This window comes from Mucilaginibacter robiniae (genome assembly GCF_012849215.1).
Classification (GTDB): domain Bacteria; phylum Bacteroidota; class Bacteroidia; order Sphingobacteriales; family Sphingobacteriaceae; genus Mucilaginibacter; species Mucilaginibacter robiniae.
The window spans coordinates 4,822,763-4,841,835 of the sequence record NZ_CP051682.1 but is presented as its reverse complement, the minus strand read 5'-3'; the positions used below and the strand labels follow the sequence as shown (position 1 = coordinate 4,841,835).

Sequence of the window (19,073 nt, the reverse complement as noted above, 5' to 3'; positions counted from 1 at the left end):
ACATCAAACACACGCAATTTCTTAATTAATTTATGCAACCCGAAAAATTTTACTATGACAACAAGGTTGTACGCAACTTTGGGATAGCTACCATTGTTTGGGGCATCATCGGCATGACGGTGGGCCTTTTGATAGCTATACAGTTGTACAAGCCCGGTATGAACATGGGCAACCAGTACACCACTTTTGGCCGTATCAGGCCGCTGCATACCAATGCAGTAATTTTTGCTTTTGTGGGCAATGCCATTTTCATGGGCGTTTATTATTCTCTGCAAAGGCTGCTTAAAGCCCGTATGTTCAGTGATGTGCTAAGCCATATTCATTTTTGGGGATGGCAGCTCATCATTGTTTCAGCTGTAATTACTTTACCCTTAGGTTTTACCACGTCACATGAATATGCTGAATTAGAATGGCCGATTGATATTGCCATTACGTTGATTTGGTTGGTATTTGGTGTGAATATGTTCGGTACTATATTCAAGCGGCGTGAACGTCACTTGTATGTAGCTATATGGTTCTACATTGCCACCTTTGTTACTATTGCGGTTTTACATATTGTTAACTCATTCGAGCTGCCTATTTCAGGTTTAAAAAGTTATTACCTTTTTGCTGGTGTACAAGATGCATTAGTACAATGGTGGTATGGCCATAATGCGGTTGCATTCTTTTTAACTACGCCTTATCTGGGCATGATGTATTACTTTCTACCTAAGATGGCTAACCGTCCCATATATTCTTACAAACTAAGTATTTTACACTTTTGGGCGCTTATATTCATTTACATCTGGGCAGGCCCTCACCATTTATTATACACCACCTTGCCCGAGTGGGCACAATCATTAGGTATAGTATTTTCTATTATGCTGATTGCACCAAGCTGGGGCGGTATGATAAACGGGTTACTTACCCTTCGTGGTGCTTGGGATAAAGTGCGTGATGATGTAGTGCTTAAATTCATGGTAGTAGGCCTTACAGCTTATGGTATGGCTACGTTTGAAGGCCCCATGTTATCACTGAAACAAGTGAATGCTATTGGCCATTTTACCGACTGGATTGTAGCGCACGTACACGTTGGTGCCTTGGGTTGGAATGGCTTCTTAACTTTTGGTATTTTATACTGGTTGATTCCTCGTATCTACCGTACCAACCTGTACTCTAAAAAGATGGCCACTTTCCATTTTTGGATTGGCACATTAGGTATCCTGTTTTATGCCATACCTATGTACTGGGCAGGTTTTACACAAGGCTTAATGCTGAAAGAGTTTACAGCTGAAGGTATGCTGAAGTATCCAAACTTCTTGGAAACCACCCTGCGTATTTTACCAATGCACGTAATGCGTTCAATAGGTGGTGGCTTTTACTTGATTGGTGTTATTGTGATGGCTTACAACATAGCCCGTACTATGACACAAGGCCGTTTGGTAAGTAATGAAGCTGCAGAGGCTATGCCACTAGAACCAGTTTACGTGAAACAACAAGGCGATGTATGGCACCGGGTAATTGAAAGAAGACCTATACAATTAATGGTGTTGGCCTTACTGGTTATCCTGGTTGGTACTTTCATTGAGCTGATGCCTACGCTAACTATATCATCTAATATACCAACTATTGCTAGTGTAAAACCTTATACGCCGCTAGAGTTACAAGGACGTGATATTTACATCCGTGAAGGCTGTTCAAACTGCCATTCACAAACTGTACGGCCTTTCCGGTCAGAAACTGAACGTTATGGTGAATACAGCAAAGCCGGCGAGTTCGTGTATGATCACCCTTTCTTGTGGGGTTCTAAACGTACCGGACCTGATTTACAGCGTGAGGGTGGAAAATATGGTAACGCATGGCATTATAATCACATGATGGATCCGCGCCTGATGTCGCCAGGTAGTATTATGCCAAACTACGATTGGCTGATTACCCAGACATTAGACACTACAACTACTGCTGCTAAAATAAATGCTATGCGCAAATTGGGTGTACCGTATGCTGCTGATTTTGCTCAAAAAGCTAATCAGGATCTGAACAAACAAGCTCAAGGGATTGCTGATAATCTGGCTAAAGACCATATCAAAGTAAAACCAACTAAAGAGATCGTTGCATTGATTGCTTATCTGCAACGCCTGGGTACTGACATTAAAGCTAACAAAACTGCCAGCAACAATTAATAACACCTCATTATGTTTAAGCAATTTACCGAAAATATATCGGGTAATCAGATTTATCTGATAGCCTCTTTAGGAATCTTCCTGGTGTTCTTCATCGTGGTTACCGTTTTAATGCTGCGCATGAAGAAAACTCATAATACTTACATGAGCGACCTTCCGCTACATGACACTGATGACTCAACCGTTAAATATTTGCAGTTATGATGTACTTAAAACCTACACTTTTATCAATTATGCTATTAGCAGCACAGCCCATGTTGGCTGCTGATAGCCTGATATCCGGCGAAATGAAAGCCTATATCGGATACGGAGCTGTTGTATGCACTTTATTAGTAATTGTAGCTGCATTATTAATTGTATTACAAGCATTTAAAGTTTTAACTCGCTTAGTACTTAAAGCTGAAGGCTATACGGAAGAGCAAATTCAGCTAGAGTTGAAGCCGGCTAAACCAGCTAAACCAACCAAAGCAGAAGTATTTAACAAGCTGCTTTCTTTGAAGCCGCTGTCTGAAGAAAAATCTATCCTGATTGAGCATGATTATGATGGTATTCAGGAGCTGGATAATCCAACACCAGCCTGGTTCATGTACTTGTTTTATGCTACTATAGTTTTTGCAGTAGCGTACTTGTTCACTTATCATGTTTTAGGCATAGGGCAGCTGCAATATGATGAGTACAAAACTGAAATGGCTGTAGCCGCTAAGGAAAAAGCTGTTTACCTGGCTAAAGCTGCTAACAGAGTGGATGAGAACACAGTGAAAGTATCTACCGAACCAGCCATGTTAGCATCTGGACAAGCCATCTTTAAACAAAACTGTGTGCCTTGTCATGGCGATCATGGTCAAGGTGTAGTGGGACCTAACTTAACAGATGATTACTGGTTGCATGGCGGAAAAATCAATGATGTTTTTAAAACCATCAAATATGGTATAACCACCAAAGGCATGCCTACCTGGGAAAAGCAATTATCACCTGGCCAGATTGCTGATGTAGCTAATTACATCAAATCATTACATGGTACAAACCCGGCTGGTGCTAAAGAGCCACAAGGTACTAAAGAAGAAGAGGGTGCTGCTAATGCTACATTAAAAACAGCTATGCTGATTAAAAAATAAGATTGGCTACGCTGATCTTTAATTATTTGAATAATTAATTAAACCATGATAGTAACTGAAACGAACAAGCCGGATACCGTTGAAGACGGAAAGCGCAAGTGGATGTATCCGCTTGTTCGTAAAGGTAAGCTGTACCAGTATCGCAGCTGGTTAAGCTACCTATATCTGCTTTTGTTTTTTGCCACACCATACTTGCGCATTAATGGCAACCCTGTTTTGTTGTTAAATATACTGGAACGCCGGTTTGTAATACTGGGTAAAGTATTCTGGCCACAAGATTTTTTCTTGTTTGTTCTGGTGATGCTGGCAGGTATTGTGTGCGTGGTGTTGTTCACCATGGCGTTTGGCCGCTTTTTTTGCGGTTGGATTTGCCCGCAAACCATATTTATGGAAATGTTTTTCCGTAAAATAGAAGCATGGATTGAAGGGGATGCCCGTCAGCGTAAAAAGCTAGATGCCGCACCGTGGACAACCAATAAGATTATTAGAAAAACGAGTAAGCATGTTATCTTTATCGTGCTTTCATTTGTTATTGCTAATACATTCCTATCCTACATTATTGGTAGTGAGGGTTTGTGGAAAATTATCACTGAACCTATTAGCCAACATTGGTCAGGCTTTATCAGTATCTGTTTATTTACTGCTGTATTCTATTTTATTTACAGCCAGGTACGCGAAATTGTATGTACCGTAATATGCCCTTATGGCCGCTTGCAAGGTGTATTAACCGATAAACATACATTAAGTGTAGCTTACAACTATCAACGCGGAGAGCCTCGTGGTAAACTGAACCGCAAAAGTGAAGAGCAGAAAGGTGATTGTGTAGATTGCAAGTTGTGCGTAGATGTATGCCCTACAGGTATCGACATTCGTAAAGGGCCTCAGTTGGAATGTATTAACTGTACAGCCTGTATAGATGCTTGTAACGAAGTAATGCTTAAAATTAATAAGCAGGCAAACTTAATTGGTTTTTATTCGGAAGAAATGATCGAGAAAAAGACCAAACCTGCTTTTACCGCCCGTATGGCCACTTGCAGTTTAGTGATGGTTACATTGTTGGGTGCACTTACTTGGTTTGTGGGCAGACAGAGTGACATTGATGTTACTGTACTCCGTTCTGCAGGTTTGCTTTATCAGGAACAGCCAGGCGGCTATATCAGCAACATTTACAATGCTGATTTGATTAACAAAACCAACAAAGCGCAAAATATTACGCTGGTGGCTGATGACCCATCGATAAAAATAAAATATATTCAGGCACCTGGAGTAATCGGCAGTAATCAGGCTACAAAAGCCACCTTCTTTTTGTTAGTACCTGCAAACCATATTACAGCGGCTAAAACGGATATAAACTTAAAAATTATACAAGGTAAAACGGTAGTGGGAACTACTAGTACCACCTTTGTTGGACCTGTTGATTAAACTAAATTTGATATGAATTGGGGAAAATATTTAGTAGCAGGCATGGGCAGCTTTATGCTGTTTATTATAAGTATGGGTGTTTATATGTTTACTCAGCCTGCTGATGATTACGATAAACAATATTATGAAAAAGGGTTAACCTTTGATCATGATTATGTACGCGAAAAACAGGTAGCGCAAGATAAAGCGCAACCGGTAATTAGCTTCAGTGACAATAATCTGATCGTGAGGTTTACTCAGCCAGCAGATGGATCAGTAAAATTCGAACATGCTTCCAATCACCGGCTTGATAAGATGTTTTCTATTCAAAGCAATGCCGGCAACGTAGTAAGCATCCCGTTAGAACAGCTTTCAACTGGGCAGTGGCATTTGCGTTTTGAGTGGGCAAGTTTGCATAAAAATTACTTGTACGAGCAGGAAGTATATTTACCATGAGTAACAATGAGATTGCCTTTTTTGTAGGGCTGTTTGGCAGTGTGCATTGTGTAGGTATGTGTGGCCCTTTAGCTTTTGCCGTTTCTGTGAGAGAGGGTAGAGGATGGTTGCTGGTGTGGGATAAGCTGGTGTATAATCTAGGCCGTACATTTACCTACACTTTACTAGGCATCATTACCGGGCTTATTGGTCGTCAGCTTTGGCTGGCTGGTATGCAGCAGTGGGTAAGTTTATTAAGTGGGGTATTAATTGTATTAGCGGCGGGTGCCAGGTTTTTTAAAAAGTCAGCTGTAACTTCTTGGGGATCTAAAATACTACTACCTTTTAACCGACTGTTAACTTACGCTTTAACTAAGCGTGCCGGGCACTGGATTATAGGAATGCTTAATGGTTTTTTGCCTTGTGGGTTTGTTTACTTAGCTCTTATAGGGGCTGTTAATACAGGTTCAGTGAACGGAGCTGCACAATATATGTTTTGGTTTGGTATAGGCACACTACCACTCATGCTGATTGCTACCGTAGGCAGTGGATTAATGAACATGACCATGCGCCGAAGAATTAACAAGTTTATACCTTACGTAATGCTTTGTTTAGGTATTTGGTTCTTATTACGTGGTATGAACTTGGATATTCCGTATCTAAGCCCGTCTAAAAATATTATGAATGCAGGTGTTTGCAGGTAATAAACTTTGCTTTCTATTTTTAGCATTACCGATACACTACTATCTATTTAAAAATAAAGCTGAACACCTATAAAGTGTTCAGCTTTATTTCTAGATCAAACAAGCTAATTTTAGTTCTTCATCTTAATCAACCGGTTAAGATTTAAAATCTGTATAGTACTGCCTTTCTTTTCAATAAGTTGCTCATCTTTAAAATCCGTAAGTGTACGGCTTACAGTTTCCGTAGCAATACCTGCCATAGAGGCCAGTTCTTCGCGTGATACCTTGAATTGTGCAGCATCAGCTGATGATTTGCTCAACCTAACCAAGGTTTGAGCCAAGCGTTTGCGTACAGAATGGTAAGCTAACTCCAACAATTGTTCTTCTTTTTCGCGAATATTATTTGAGAGTATTTTTATAAATTGCTGGGCAACATCAGGGTAGCGGTTAATCAGCGAGAGCATAGCATCTTTGGGTAAAAGGCATACAGTTGCATCTTCCACAACCTCAGCTGTTTCGTTAAATGACTCTTCTAGCAGTACGGCGTTTACGCCCAAGTAATCTTCAGCTTTGTATAACCCAGTCATTAATTCGCGACCATCTTCAGCTAGCTTAATAGTTTTAATACTGCCATCCAGTACTAGGTAAATGCCTTGCGGCTGATCGCCTTCATAGTACAGTACCTGTTTCTTTTTCATCTGCCTTACTTTACGACCCGCTATTAGGGCTTTTAGTTCGGCTGTACCGGTATTCTGAGCACTAGCTAAACGCTCTATGCTTTGCAACGATTGGCTGTAATAAGCTTCTTGCTTCTCTTTTTTACTTAATCTGCTTTCAATAGCATTCAAAAGCTCTATATCGTCGAACGGCTTGGTTAAGTAATCATCAGCGCCCATTTCCATGCCTTTTCTAAAATCGGTACGTTCACTTTTAGCTGTTAAGAAAATAAAAGGAATTGACGCTGTTTCGGGGTTTTTACTTAACAAGTACAAAACACCATAACCGTCCAGCTCTGGCATCATAATATCGCATAAGATAAGAGCGGGTTTGTGTTGTTGCGCTAGTTCAACGCCTATTTTCCCGTTTAGTGCCTGTAGCACCTCGTAACCTGTTAGTTCTAAAATCTCTGCTGTACTTTCGCGTATATCGGTATTATCTTCAATAATTAAAATGAGAGTTTTCATGATATTAAAGGGAATGAGAGTGTAAATGCAGTACCTAGATCAACTTTGCTTTCAAAGTCAATTTGCCCGTTCATGAGCCTTACGTACCGGTTAACAATATTTAAGCCTAAGCCTGTACCAGGAATATTGCCGGTATTATGTGCCCGGAAGAAAGCTTCAAACAAATGTTTCTGATCGGTTTCCGGGATGCCGATGCCATTATCTCTAATAATTACCACCAAATTTGTGGTGGTAATTTCGGTATTAAACTCAATAAATGTGTTTTCGCCAGAGTATTTGATGGCATTGCCCATTAAGTTAATGATACAGTTTTTGAGCAGAGCCTGATCGAGAGTTGCCTGGCTGAGTGTACCGGTATGCTGATAAATGATATGCTGGTTTTGCTTAGCTATCAGTTGCATTTCTTCCGTAATTTCTTCGGCAAATTTAACAATATCAAAACGGGTAAAAACGGGCTCTATCTTACCAGCCTCTAGCCGTTCCAATGATAGAAATTCGTTTAAAATGCCAGTTAAGTTACCGACTGAATTTTTGATTTTTCCGGTATGTTTAATAACGTTAGCTTGGTCAACTTGCTGTACGTACTTTTCAATTAATGCCGCTGATAATTGTATGGAGCTTAATGGTGTACGAAATTCATGCGAAGCCATCGATACAAACCGGCTTTTTAGCTGACTTAATTCTTTTTCTTTTTCTAAAGATTGGCTTACTTCTTCCTTCGCATCCTGTAAAGCCATTACAGTTTCTTTTAACGATTGTGTACGCTCTTCCACCAGGTTTTCCAGTTGCATAGCGTATTCTTTTAACTGCTCTTCCGCTTGCTTTTCCCGGCTGAGGTCGTGAATAAAACCTGTGTAGATTTTACGTCCTGAGAACTGAACCTCGCTTACTCCTAAACGAAAAGGGAACACAGAGCCATTTTTGCGCAAACCCAACACCTCGCGGCCAATACCAATAATATGAGCCTGCCCTGTATGCTGATAGCGTTGTATATATTCATCATGCCGGCTTTGATCGGGCTCGGGCATCAGTATAGATATGCTTTTACCTGTTACTTCTTCAGGCTTGTAGCCAAATAATTTACAAGCCGAAGGATTTATGGTTTCTATAATGCCTCGTTCATTGATAGTGATGATGCCGTCTATCGCATTTTCAATAATAGCATTGAGTAAAGCAGCATTTTCCATTTTTAAAAGTACAGAAATTTTCTAAAGGTGATGAAAGTCACAAGTGCAAATATCTGAATCTGGACTTGTATATGTTTATGTCGGTCGTTATGTGAAAAAGTGATTGAGGTCATTTTCATAGAGTTATTTGATAGATGTCCATGCCAAGAAGTATGTAGACTTAAAGTCATATCTAACTGCTGATAACTACAGCTTAGCTTACATCACCTAAATTTGAGTATTACAAGTAAGCGTATTAGCTACTTCACCATAAATAAAGCAAAAGGAACAAAGTCATATGAGTTCAATACCATCTCATCATACAGCATATTCTATACTCGATTTGGCAGCCGTAGTAGAAGGAGAAACACCTGCAAATTCTTTTCATCATAGTTTAGAATTAGCTAAGCAGGCTGAGCAACTGGGTTACAACCGTTATTGGTTTGCCGAACATCACAATATGGAGAATGTTGCCAGTTCAGCTACGGCTGTACTCATTGGCTATATTGCTGGTGGTACTACATCTATACGGGTGGGTTCGGGCGGTATTATGTTACCTAATCATGCTCCGCTAATTGTGGCCGAACAGTTCGGTACCTTAGCATCTTTATACCCCGGACGTATAGATTTAGGTTTGGGCCGTGCACCCGGATCAGATCAATTAACAGCTATGGCTATACGCGGTGAAAACATGCAGGCTGCTTACCAATTCCCGCAAGATGTACAACGTTTACAAAACTTCTTTTCAGCTGAAAATAGTACAGCAAAGGTTAGGGCTATTCCAGGCGAAGGGTTAGATATACCTATTTGGATACTAGGTTCCAGTACCGATAGTGCCCGCTTGGCTGCTACAATGGGGCTGCCTTATGCTTTTGCCAGTCATTTTGCACCAGCACAATTTTTAACAGCTATCAATATATATCGTAAAAACTTTCAACCTTCAGCGCACTTGCAACAGCCTTATGTACTGGCTTGTGTTAACGTGGTGGCAGCTGATACTGATAACGAGGCTGAGTATTTGGCTACCTCTCTAAAGCAATTTTTTATGGGGGTAGTAACTGGTAAACGTAAGCTTTTGCAACCACCGGTTGAAAGTATGGAAAGCATTTGGAATATTTATGAGGAAGAAGCGGTAATGCAAATGCTAGGTTACTCTTTTATCGGCGGACCGGAAAAGCTGAAAATAGATTTGCAGGCTTTCATCAACCAAACACAAGTTGATGAAATTATGGCTACTTCGCACATCTATAACCATCAGGCTCGGTTACATTCTTATCAGCTTTTTGCAGAGGCTTTGCGTGTACCTAGTTTAGTTTAATCAGGTACAAATTAAGGAACGTAATAGTATGAACATGATTAGCGAAAGCTTATTAAACCTTGCCGTTGAATTGGAAAAGTCCAGATCGCAAATTATGGTATCTGGTGATGCTGAAAAATTAGCAGGGCTGTTTTCAGATGATTTGTATTATGGTCATTCTGGTGGTTATTGGGATGATAAAGAAAGCTTTGTGCAGAAGTTTAGCGATGGCTTGTATAACTACCACCGAGTCGAAATTCAGGTAGAAAGTGCCACTCTGGCTGGTAATTCCAGTTTGGTGGTACATGGTAAGGTAACCTTGCAGGTAACACTTCATGGAACTAAAAAAACAATGACTTCTATTTACCTAGCTGTTTGGCGTAAGGAGGTAGATGTTTGGCGTTTTCTGGCACATCAAACTGCTATGGTGCAAGGATAATAATGTAAAAGCTTGAATATTTTACCTGAGTTTTGATAAAAGAAGCAGGTTAAGCAAATAAATTGCAGGTATTACACTTTAATACCTGCAATTTGATTTTTATAAAGGTACGTACTAGGTAAATCTTCCTGTTAATCTAACATCCATCTCTCATACTATTGTGTAATCCTGATGTATAGAATCAATCTGTAACGAACAACCTAAGCTATTTACAGTTAAATAAGTGTTCCTGCCTCACAGGAATGTATATATTAACATTGAGTCATGCACGATACGTTTAGCTTTTATTTGATATTATTACTCATCATTTTGTTTCTGGTCATGCTAGCTCGGAAACTAAAAATAGCTTATCCGATTGTGTTAGTTATTGGTGGGCTTTTGCTGGGTTTTATACCTAAGTTGCCCAAGGTGAGTATTGATCCTGAAATGATATTTCTGATCTTTTTACCGCCGCTGTTGTATGATGCTGCCGGCCAAGCTTCGTGGAAAAACATCTGGAAGTTTCGCCGTATTATCAGTTCTTTTGCTTTTGGCATTGTTATCCTTACTTCTTGCATTATCGCATTTATATCCAACGCGATCATTCCGGGTTTTACACTAGCTTTAGGTTTTTTGCTCGGCGGCATTATTTCACCACCTGATGCTGTATCAGCCACGGCAATTTTAAAGCAGGTTCGTGTGCCTAAAGATTTGATTTCCATTATTGAGGGCGAAAGTTTAATGAATGATGCTTCCAGTTTAACGGTATTCAAATTTGCTTTGGCTGCAGTTGCTTCTGGTACCTTTGTTTTTCACCAGGCATTAACCAGCTTTTGCATGGTTATCGTAATGGGTATTATAGTAGGCATTGTGGTAGCGCTGGTGTTTTATGCCATACATCGATGGTTACCTACTACAGCCAGCATGGATACTATATTAAGCTTTATTGCACCTTACCTCATGTATTTGGTTGCTGAAAAGCTTCATTTTTCGGGTGTACTGGCGGTAGTGAGCGGGGGGCTATTTTTATCTGGTAACAGCCATGTTATCTTGAGTCATAACAGTAGGCTGCGTGGTACTAGTGTATGGACTACCATAGGTTTTGTATTAAATGCATTGGTGTTTATGTTAATTGGTATGGAGTTGCCTGCCATAGTCAAGCAGCTAGATCATGTTTCTATCGCCGATGCCATCAAATACAGTTTAATTATCAGCGGGGTGATTATACTAAGTCGTATTCTGTTTACTTTGGGGGCTTCACTGTTTACCAAAGCAATAAGCCACGTCATGAAAACTGCCAATGATAATCCGGGTTGGCGGCAACCATTGGTTTTTGGCTGGGCTGGTATGCGTGGTGTAGTGTCTTTGGCTTCTGCCTTGTCTATCCCATTATTGATAAATAACGGAAAACCTTTTCCACAGCGCGATCTGATTTTGTTCATCACTTTTGGTGTCATATTAATTACCTTGGTTTTACAAGGGTTAACATTACCTTGGTTGGTACGTAGTTTAGATTTGCAAGAGCCTGATGATGCACTGTCAGAAAGCGAACAAGAAGCTATTATTAGGACACAAATAGCATCATCAACTTTAGGCTTATTGCATGATAAATATAAGCAGCAGGTAAGTGAAAATCGTTTGTTACAAGGGCTGCAATTAAGACTTGAAAATGATAGCAAGTTTTTAGATGAATATAAAAGATCTGTACACAACGACGATCATCATACGGATGCCATAATTGCAGATTTTAAGCACATTAGTACAGATATACTGGAACAACAAAGAAAAATATTAATTACCATCAGCAAAAAAGATGAATTTGATGATGATGTAATTAAAAAGCATTTAGCACAGATAGATTTAGAGGAAGAAAAGTTAAGACGAAAGTTTATGTGATTTTTGTTGAATCAAATTTCAGCAAACTAACGAGTTTTATGCTGATGTATCTTCTACGCAACTCTCATTTTTAAATTAAAAGCACGTTCAGCAAAATTCAGGTTGTAACTTACTGGTACAACGTAGGTCTAAAGTATAATCGCTGAACTATAAATTATTACTAAGTGGAAAACATTCTTGAAATAGTAAACCTAAATAAAACCTATAAAAGTGCAGGCAAAACACTGACTGTACTGGATGACATCAACTTTGCCATACCTGCCAGCTCGGTGAACGCAATTGTTGGTCCATCAGGTAGTGGCAAAACTACGCTGTTGGGCCTATGCGCCGGACTTGATCGTTCAACGTCTGGTAGCATTAAGCTCAATCAAATTGATTTAAACCAGTTAAGTGAAGATAAGAGGGCTCAAGTACGTAACCAATATGTAGGTTTTATTTTCCAGAATTTTCAATTGCTGCCTACGCTTACCGCACTGGAAAATGTAATGGTACCATTGGAGCTACGTGGAGAAAAAAATATAAAAGCACGAGCGTTGGATTTGCTGGATAAAGTAGGCTTATCTGCTCGCAGCCATCACTATCCTTTACAAATGTCGGGTGGTGAACAGCAGCGGGTATCTATAGCCAGAGCTTTTTCAAACCAACCCAAGATATTATTTGCAGATGAACCTACGGGCAATCTGGATGCAGAAACCAGTGATAAGGTGGTCAAATTGTTGTTTGACCTGAACCAGGATGCGGGTACTACGCTTATTTTAGTAACACATGATATGGATTTTGCTGCCAAAACTCAGCGTATATTAAGAATAAAAGGGGGCAAGTTGGTTTCTGATACTTTAACCCAAGCCTAATTGAGTATGCCATCAGAAACTTTAAATTTTAGCAGGAGCATACGTATTGGCTGGCTTTTGCGCATGGCTTGGCGTGATAGCCGGCGTAACCGATCAAGGCTTTTTCTATTTATATCTTCTATCATTCTGGGGATTGCGGCATTGGTAGCTATTTACTCTTTTGGCTACAACATGCGGCAGGCCATTAATGATCAGGCTGCTACTTTGGTAGGGGCCGATCTGGTAATTTCCGGCAATAAACCAGTAGATAAGACTTTGCAGCCCCTCTTAGATAGTTTGGGTGACGAACGTTCACAGGAGCGCGATTTTGCCTCTATGGTTTTATTTAGCAAAAGCAATGACACTCGGCTGGTACAAATACGGGCATTACAGGGCAATTATCCTTATTATGGTAGTATCGAGACTACGCCAGTTAAGGCTGCTCAAAGTTTCAAAAGCGGCGCTTACGCATTAGTCGAAAAATCCTTAATGCAGCAGTACAAAGTTCAGGTAAATGATTCAGTCAAAATAGGTAAGGTGACATTTACTATTGCCGGTATTTTGAACGATGCACCCGGGCAAACTGGTGTAGCTGCCAGCATAGCACCCATAGTGTATATTCCGTTGCAGTACTTGGATAAAACTGGCTTGGTTGAAAAGGGAAGTCGTATCAACTATAGCTTTTACTATAAATTTAGCAAAGATGTTAATGTAGATAAGTTAGCAGACCAGTTAGATAACAAATTAGATAAAGCTGGCCTACATTATGAAACCATAAAAACACGTAAACAAAACACAGGTAGGGCATTTGATGATTTAAACCGTTTCTTATCACTAGTGGGTTTTATTGCTTTACTTCTAGGCTGCATAGGTGTTGCAAGCGCCACACAGATTTACATTCGCGAAAAAGTAGCTTCAATAGCTGTATTACGATGTTTAGGTGTTAAAGCTTCAGAAGCTTTTCTGATCTTTTTGATACAGATAGCTGGTATTGGCCTGATTGGTTCTGTAATAGGTGCGGCTTTAGGTTCAGCTATACAGTATCTGCTTCCGCTGGTACTAAAAGACTTTCTGCCTTTCGATGTTGAAGTTTCAGTTTCTTGGTTGGCTTTGGAGCAGGGAATTGTTTTAGGCGTAATTATTTCTGTATTGTTCGCGTTGCTGCCACTCATTTCCATTCGTAACATATCGCCGCTTAATACATTAAGAGCATCATATGATGAAGCTACCCCTAAGCGCGACCCGCTAAGATGGCTGGTGTATTTGCTAATTTTAGCATTCATTATAGTGTTTGCTCATTTGCAACTCAATAGCTGGCCAGCAAGCTTGGCTTTTACTGCAGCCATATTAATAGGCTTTTTAATTTTGACGCTGATGGCTCTACTGCTCATGCGCATAGTGAAATTATTGGTGCAGGGTTCGTGGAGTTATTTATTAAGGCAGGGGTTTGCAAATTTGTACCGGCCCAATAATCAAACCATCATTTTGATGGTTTCCATTGGCTTAAGTACAGCTTTTATCTGCATTTTGATTTTTGTACAATCGTTATTGATTAAGCAGGTAAGCCTATCGGCTAGCGGTAATCAGCCTAATATTATCTTGTTTGATATTCAAACCAATCAGGAAAAAGGCATTGTGGATATTACCCGGCAATATAAAATGCCTGTTATCCAACAGGTACCTATCGTAACTATAAGAATTGAAAAGATTAACAATAAAACTATCACTGATCTGGAGAAAGATAGTACCTCGGCTAGTATGCGCCGTGCTTTAACTAGTGAGTACCGGGTCACCTATCGTGATAGTTTAGTATCATCCGAAAAAATAACGGCTGGTAAATGGATAGGTGAGGCTGCTGATGCAAGTGAAATCCCGGTGTCGTTTGATGAGCGTTTAGCCAACCAGTTGCATTTAAAGGTGAATGATAAAGTAGTGTTTAATGTACAAGGAACTCCTATGAATGCTACTATAGCGAGTTTGCGCAAAGTAAACTGGAACCGAATACAAACTAATTTCCGGATTTTATTTCCAACGGGTGTATTGGAGCAGGCACCGCAATTTCATGTATTGTTTACCCATGTGCCTTCAGCCAAAGTATCTGGCCAGTATCAACAAGCGGTTGTACGTAAGTATCCTAATGTATCCATTGTAGATTTAGGCTTGGTACTTACCGTGCTGGATGAGATATTGAATAAAATCAGCTATGTAATTCGTTTTATGAGCGGTTTTAGTATTGCCACAGGTATTATAGTGCTAATTGCTTCAGTACGTATTAGTAAATATCAGCGTATTAAAGAAAGTGTGCTGTTACGTACCTTAGGTGGAAGCCGCAAGCAAATTTTAATTATTACTATGTTGGAATACTTATTTCTGGGGGCATTATCTGCTTTAACCGGGATAATAATTGCTTTACTAGGCACTTGGCTGCTGGCAAAATACAGTTTTGAAACACCTTTCCTGATAAATTATAAACCGGCTATCATCATGTTTGGTATTTCATCTGCATTAACGGTTATTATTGGTTTATTGAATAGCCGTGGAGTACTGAACCGGCCGCCACTGGAAGTATTAAGGTCGGATATTTAACGTTTAAAGGTTATGAAGAAAGTTCCATTTAAAATAATTTACACGTTCTTGGCAACCATGTGTTTTACAGCTTGCCAAGAACAAAATACAACTAGCTCGCAAGAGGCTGTCAAGCAACAGGAAGCAAGTAAAACAGATAACCAGCCCCAAAAAACAGTATTGTTTTTTGGGGATAGCCTAACTGCCGGTTATGGCTTAGATGATCCGGCTGATGCATTTCCGGGAGTGATTGCCAAAAAGATTGATTCGGCAAAGTTGCCTTATAAGGTAGTGAACGCAGGTTCAAGCGGGGAAACCACAGCTGGAGGCTTAAATCGTATTAACTGGGTACTTAGGCAAAAAGTTGATGTTTTTGTACTGGAACTAGGTGCTAATGATGGTCTACGAGGTGTACCTGTAAGTGATACCCGTAAAAACTTGCAAGCTATAATTGATAAAGTTAAAGCCAAATATCCAAAAGCTAAATTAGTAATGCTAGGCATGCAGATACCACCCAGCATGGGAGCTAAATACACTTATGATTTTAAAGCAGTATTTCCTGAAGTGGCTGCTAGAAATAACATGACGCTAGTTCCTTTTCTGCTAAACCATGTAGGTGGTATAGCTGCCTTAAACCAAGCTGACGGCATACATCCAACCAAATCCGGAGCAAAAATCGTGGCTAATGAAAACGTTTGGCCAGTATTGAAAAATATATTATAAACCGATAAGGTCATTACATAAATAGCGAAGAGCCATCTGGTGCATAACCAGATGGCTCTTCGCTATTAAAAAGAATCATCAGCCGGTTAACTAAAGCGGTTACTCAGTTGCTTTTTTACTTAAATTACTTACGGCTACAACTATTGCCGTTGCCGCTAAAGCAATTCCACCTAGCAAAGCATAACGCTTTAACTTAGCACCAGGTATGTAAGGTTTGTTTTCTACATACGCTTTTTCGGGGTAAGCAGTACTGGTGGCATGTCCTTGCTCTTTCAAAGCCATTTGGATAACCTGAGCCGTATGCAAGCCGTGACGGTCAGTACCTTGTTCAATTTGCTCGCGGCAGCTAAAGCCATCGGTAACAATTAAGGTATCTTTATCAGCATTGCGTACAGTAGGCAACAGCACACGTTCACCAGCTGCTAAACCAACTTCGTAGTGAGCGCCTTTTTCATAACCAAAGTAACCGGCCATACCACAACAGCCTGAATCCAGAAACTGGTAGTCTAATCCTGTTTTCTCGTACACTTTGCCATCAGCTTCAGTTTTCATGATGGCTTTATGGTGGCAATGTACGTGTACCAGAGCTTTCTTTTTTAACTCTGGAATTTTAAAATCAGGTGCTTTCTGTTCTAAAAACTCAGCTATGGTATAAACTTGTTTTTTCAGGCGCTTGGCATCTTCGTTATCAGGCAGTAAACTAGTCATTTCATCCCGAAAAACAGCTACACAGCTAGGCTCCAAACCAACTACCGGAATACCGGCGCGTATTTCGTCTCTTAAACCTTCCAATATGTCATGCAGGAGGTTTTTAGCCATATTCAGGAAGCCAAAATCATAAAGTGGTCGCCCACAACATAAAATTTGTTTGGGTACTATCACTTCAAAACCGGCTGCCTCCAGCACATCTTTACCAGCTACTAATGTTTCAGGCAAAAAGTAATTGTTAAAGGTATCAGCCCATAAAATCACTTTAGGTTTAGCTACACTATTGTTTTTAGGCTGACTGAAAAACCAATCTCTAAAGTTATAATCAGCAAACTTTGGTATCTCTCTTTTAGGTGTTACACCGGCGGCCCATTTGGCAATGCCTTTCGTAACCGGATTATGGGTTAAGAAGTTAGCTACTTCCGGAGCTATTGAAGCCATTCTTGACCACCAATAGATCCACCCAAACGCATAGGCTGAACGCGGGCGTGTTTTCTTTTCATAATAGTGCGATAGAAACTCCGATTTGTAGGTAGCCATATCTACGTTAACCGGGCAGTCACCTTTACAACCTTTACAAGCTAAGCATAAGTCAAGCGCATCTTTTACCTCGTCGCTTTCCCAACCTTTTTTCAATACATCGCCTTCCAGCATTTCGAATAATAAGCGGGCGCGGCCTCTGGTAGAGTGCTCTTCTTCACGAGTTACCATGTAGCTTGGGCACATGGTGCCACCCTCATGTTTACGACATTCACCTACGCCTACACAGCGTATAGTAGCATGAGCAAAGCTGCCGTTATCTTCAGGAAAAGTGAAGTGAGTTTTCAGCTTTGGCGGATTATAATCAGCACCTAAACGTAGGTTTGAAGTTTGTCCGTAAGGGTCAATTACCTTGCCTGGATTCATTTTCCATTCAGGGTCCCAAATTTCTTTAAACTCATGAAAAGCCTGCATGAGTTCTTCACCAAACATCAGATGAATCAAATCAGCCCGAGACTGTCCATCGCCATGTTCACCGGATAAAGAGCCACCGTATTTGATAACTAGTTCCGCAGCATCACGGGTAAACTGACGGTACTTTTCAATGCCTGGTGCTGTAACCAAATCAAAGTTGATGCGGGTATGCATACAACCATCACCAAAGTGACCGTAAAGAGAGCCTACATAGGCATACTTGTTCATCAAGTCGCGGAATTCCTGCAAGTAGTCACCTACCTTTTCGGGTGGTACGGCAGCATCTTCCCAACCTTCCCAGGTGTCTTCTTCACCGGGAATATATGCAGTGGCACCTAAGCCAGCTTTACGTATTTCCCAAAGTTTCTGAGCCTGACCAGGATCTGTAAATAAGCTCATTTCTGGTGCGTCACCTTCTTTCTTCAGCATTTCCATAGTGGCTTTAGCCTTGTTGTCGGCTTCTTCTTTAGTTTCACCGCCATATTCTACCATCAGCCAGCCGCCACCTTTAGGTAGCATGGTTATGTCATCTACATGCAAATCTTTTTTGCGCATGCCATCAACCAAGTTGTTATCCAATCCTTCAAGCGCAATTGGGTAGGTTTCTAATAAATGACGTGAGTGTCGGCCAGCATCATATATACTTGGATAGCCTAACACCAGCAATGAACGGGCTTTCGGGTTTTCAATTAAATTTAGCTGCGCTTCCAATATGGTAACGCAAGTACCTTCCGTACCCACCAATGCACGGGCTACGTTAAAGCCGCTTTCTGGTAATAACTCATCAATGTTATAACCGGATACACGGCGCGGAATTTTTGGAAACCGTTCGCGAATGAGATCTCCATATTTATCACGAAGGTTTTTCAGCTTTTGGTAAATTTCACCACGTCGGCCGCCTTCAGCTATAATTTGTTCCAGTTCTTCTTCGCTAGTCGGACCAACATCCATAATTAAACCATCATAGGTCATGACGGTAAGTCGGTCGGTATTATCAGAAGTACGTGAGCCATGACCTGCATTTTTGGCCATAATAGAGTGTGTGCCACATGAGTTGTTGCCCAGCATACCACCTAAAGCGCAATGGTTATGTGTAGCCGGGTCTGGGCCAAACGTTACGCCATGTTTTTCGGCCTCCTTACGCAACTCATCCAGTACAATACCGGGTTCTACGCGTGCAATGCGTTTTTCAGGATCAATTTCCAATATACTGTTATAATATTTGGTCATGTCCATCACTACAGCAATATTACAACACTGCCCGGCTAAGCTGGTACCTCCGCCACGTGATAATACCGGTGCTTTGTATTGGTTGCATAAGGCAACCGTATTAATGATGTCTTCCCGCGTTTTCGGAATCACCACTCCAATAGGTACCTGTCGGTAATTAGAACCATCAGTCGAATAAGCGGCACGACTACCGTTATCAAAACGAACTTCACCTTTAATGGTAGCCCGAAGTTCAATCTCCAGCATGGTAACATCAATTTTTGCTACTTCAGCTTTTACATCTTCAACATTCATATAAAAAGAATA

At 40.6% G+C, this 19,073-nt stretch carries 15 protein-coding genes; 12 read left to right on the top strand and 3 right to left on the bottom strand.

What is annotated here, in order from left to right; translation table 11 throughout:
• Positions 1-32: 32 nt before the first annotated feature.
• Genes ccoN through HH214_RS21165 form a run of 6 tightly spaced genes read left to right on the top strand, consistent with a single transcriptional unit; the run spans position 33 to position 5,817 of the window.
• Positions 33-2,162: a cytochrome-c oxidase, cbb3-type subunit I gene (gene ccoN / locus HH214_RS21190; RefSeq protein ID WP_169610954.1), complete on the top strand. Its 2,130-nt coding sequence runs from the start codon at positions 33-35 to the stop codon at positions 2,160-2,162.
• Positions 2,163-2,174: 12 nt separating this feature from the next.
• The gene (locus tag HH214_RS21185; protein ID WP_169610953.1) at positions 2,175-2,366 is read left to right on the top strand and encodes a hypothetical protein; all 192 of its coding nucleotides are present in this window, start codon (positions 2,175-2,177) and stop codon (positions 2,364-2,366) included.
• A gap of 29 nt (positions 2,367-2,395) precedes the next feature.
• Positions 2,396-3,277 (top strand): cbb3-type cytochrome c oxidase N-terminal domain-containing protein, encoded by an 882-nt coding sequence (locus HH214_RS21180; protein WP_248282168.1) that lies wholly within the window; start codon positions 2,396-2,398, stop codon positions 3,275-3,277.
• Positions 3,278-3,322: 45 nt separating this feature from the next.
• Positions 3,323-4,699: a cytochrome c oxidase accessory protein CcoG gene (gene ccoG, locus HH214_RS21175; RefSeq protein ID WP_169610951.1), complete on the top strand. Its 1,377-nt coding sequence runs from the start codon at positions 3,323-3,325 to the stop codon at positions 4,697-4,699.
• 12 nt (positions 4,700-4,711) lie between these two features.
• Positions 4,712-5,134 (top strand): FixH family protein, encoded by a 423-nt coding sequence (locus tag HH214_RS21170; RefSeq protein WP_169610950.1) that lies wholly within the window; start codon positions 4,712-4,714, stop codon positions 5,132-5,134.
• Positions 5,131-5,817 carry a sulfite exporter TauE/SafE family protein gene (locus HH214_RS21165; protein WP_169610949.1) on the top strand — a complete coding sequence of 229 codons (687 nt, stop codon included), beginning with the start codon at positions 5,131-5,133 and terminating at the stop codon, positions 5,815-5,817. Before HH214_RS21170 ends, HH214_RS21165 begins: the two co-directional genes overlap by 4 nt.
• A gap of 110 nt (positions 5,818-5,927) precedes the next feature.
• On the opposite strand, the gene HH214_RS21160 is transcribed toward HH214_RS21165, so the two are convergent.
• Positions 5,928-6,980, bottom strand: a complete 1,053-nt coding sequence (locus HH214_RS21160) for a response regulator (RefSeq protein ID WP_169610948.1) — start codon at positions 6,978-6,980, stop codon at positions 5,928-5,930.
• Positions 6,977-8,167: a PAS domain-containing sensor histidine kinase gene (locus tag HH214_RS21155; RefSeq protein WP_169610947.1), complete on the bottom strand. Its 1,191-nt coding sequence runs from the start codon at positions 8,165-8,167 to the stop codon at positions 6,977-6,979. The genes HH214_RS21160 and HH214_RS21155 overlap by 4 nt, the downstream gene beginning before the upstream one ends.
• Before the next feature lie 277 nt (positions 8,168-8,444).
• On the opposite strand from HH214_RS21155, the gene HH214_RS21150 reads away from it, so the two are divergent.
• The 6 genes from HH214_RS21150 (at position 8,445) to HH214_RS21125 (ending at position 15,875) form a co-directional block, all read left to right on the top strand.
• Complete coding sequence (locus tag HH214_RS21150; protein ID WP_169610946.1) at positions 8,445-9,464, top strand: LLM class flavin-dependent oxidoreductase; 1,020 nt, start codon at positions 8,445-8,447, stop codon at positions 9,462-9,464.
• A gap of 28 nt (positions 9,465-9,492) precedes the next feature.
• A complete protein-coding gene (locus HH214_RS21145; protein WP_169610945.1) occupies positions 9,493-9,882 on the top strand; it encodes a nuclear transport factor 2 family protein in 390 nt (129 codons plus the stop codon).
• 264 nt (positions 9,883-10,146) lie between these two features.
• Positions 10,147-11,757 (top strand): Na+/H+ antiporter, encoded by a 1,611-nt coding sequence (locus HH214_RS21140; RefSeq protein WP_169610944.1) that lies wholly within the window; start codon positions 10,147-10,149, stop codon positions 11,755-11,757.
• A gap of 164 nt (positions 11,758-11,921) precedes the next feature.
• Positions 11,922-12,608 (top strand): ABC transporter ATP-binding protein, encoded by a 687-nt coding sequence (locus HH214_RS21135; protein ID WP_169610943.1) that lies wholly within the window; start codon positions 11,922-11,924, stop codon positions 12,606-12,608.
• Between the two features lie 6 nt (positions 12,609-12,614).
• Positions 12,615-15,173, top strand: a complete 2,559-nt coding sequence (locus HH214_RS21130; RefSeq protein ID WP_211166273.1) for an ABC transporter permease — start codon at positions 12,615-12,617, stop codon at positions 15,171-15,173.
• A 12-nt stretch (positions 15,174-15,185) separates the two neighbouring features.
• Positions 15,186-15,875, top strand: coding sequence for an arylesterase (locus HH214_RS21125; RefSeq protein ID WP_169610942.1), 690 nt, complete (start codon positions 15,186-15,188; stop codon positions 15,873-15,875).
• Between the two features lie 99 nt (positions 15,876-15,974).
• Here the strand turns inward: HH214_RS21125 and HH214_RS21120 are convergent, their stop codons facing one another.
• Positions 15,975-19,061, bottom strand: coding sequence for an FAD-binding and (Fe-S)-binding domain-containing protein (locus tag HH214_RS21120; RefSeq protein ID WP_169610941.1), 3,087 nt, complete (start codon positions 19,059-19,061; stop codon positions 15,975-15,977).
• Between the last annotated feature and the right edge of the window lie 12 nt (positions 19,062-19,073).

Excerpts from the sequence above, each read along its gene's own strand:
- ccoN (WP_169610954.1), top strand. The coding sequence starts at position 33 with ATGCAACCCGAAAAATTTTACTATGACAACAAGGTTGTACGCAACTTT.
- HH214_RS21185 (WP_169610953.1), top strand. The coding sequence starts at position 2,175 with ATGTTTAAGCAATTTACCGAAAATATATCGGGTAATCAGATTTATCTG.
- HH214_RS21180 (WP_248282168.1), top strand. The coding sequence starts at position 2,396 with ATGCTATTAGCAGCACAGCCCATGTTGGCTGCTGATAGCCTGATATCC.
- ccoG (WP_169610951.1), top strand. The coding sequence starts at position 3,323 with ATGATAGTAACTGAAACGAACAAGCCGGATACCGTTGAAGACGGAAAG.
- HH214_RS21170 (WP_169610950.1), top strand. The coding sequence starts at position 4,712 with ATGAATTGGGGAAAATATTTAGTAGCAGGCATGGGCAGCTTTATGCTG.
- HH214_RS21165 (WP_169610949.1), top strand. The coding sequence starts at position 5,131 with ATGAGTAACAATGAGATTGCCTTTTTTGTAGGGCTGTTTGGCAGTGTG.
- HH214_RS21160 (WP_169610948.1), bottom strand. The coding sequence starts at position 6,980 with ATGAAAACTCTCATTTTAATTATTGAAGATAATACCGATATACGCGAA.
- HH214_RS21155 (WP_169610947.1), bottom strand. The coding sequence starts at position 8,167 with ATGGAAAATGCTGCTTTACTCAATGCTATTATTGAAAATGCGATAGAC.
- HH214_RS21150 (WP_169610946.1), top strand. The coding sequence starts at position 8,445 with ATGAGTTCAATACCATCTCATCATACAGCATATTCTATACTCGATTTG.
- HH214_RS21145 (WP_169610945.1), top strand. The coding sequence starts at position 9,493 with ATGAACATGATTAGCGAAAGCTTATTAAACCTTGCCGTTGAATTGGAA.
- HH214_RS21140 (WP_169610944.1), top strand. The coding sequence starts at position 10,147 with ATGCACGATACGTTTAGCTTTTATTTGATATTATTACTCATCATTTTG.
- HH214_RS21130 (WP_211166273.1), top strand. The coding sequence starts at position 12,615 with ATGCCATCAGAAACTTTAAATTTTAGCAGGAGCATACGTATTGGCTGG.
- HH214_RS21125 (WP_169610942.1), top strand. The coding sequence starts at position 15,186 with ATGAAGAAAGTTCCATTTAAAATAATTTACACGTTCTTGGCAACCATG.
- HH214_RS21120 (WP_169610941.1), bottom strand. The coding sequence starts at position 19,061 with ATGAATGTTGAAGATGTAAAAGCTGAAGTAGCAAAAATTGATGTTACC.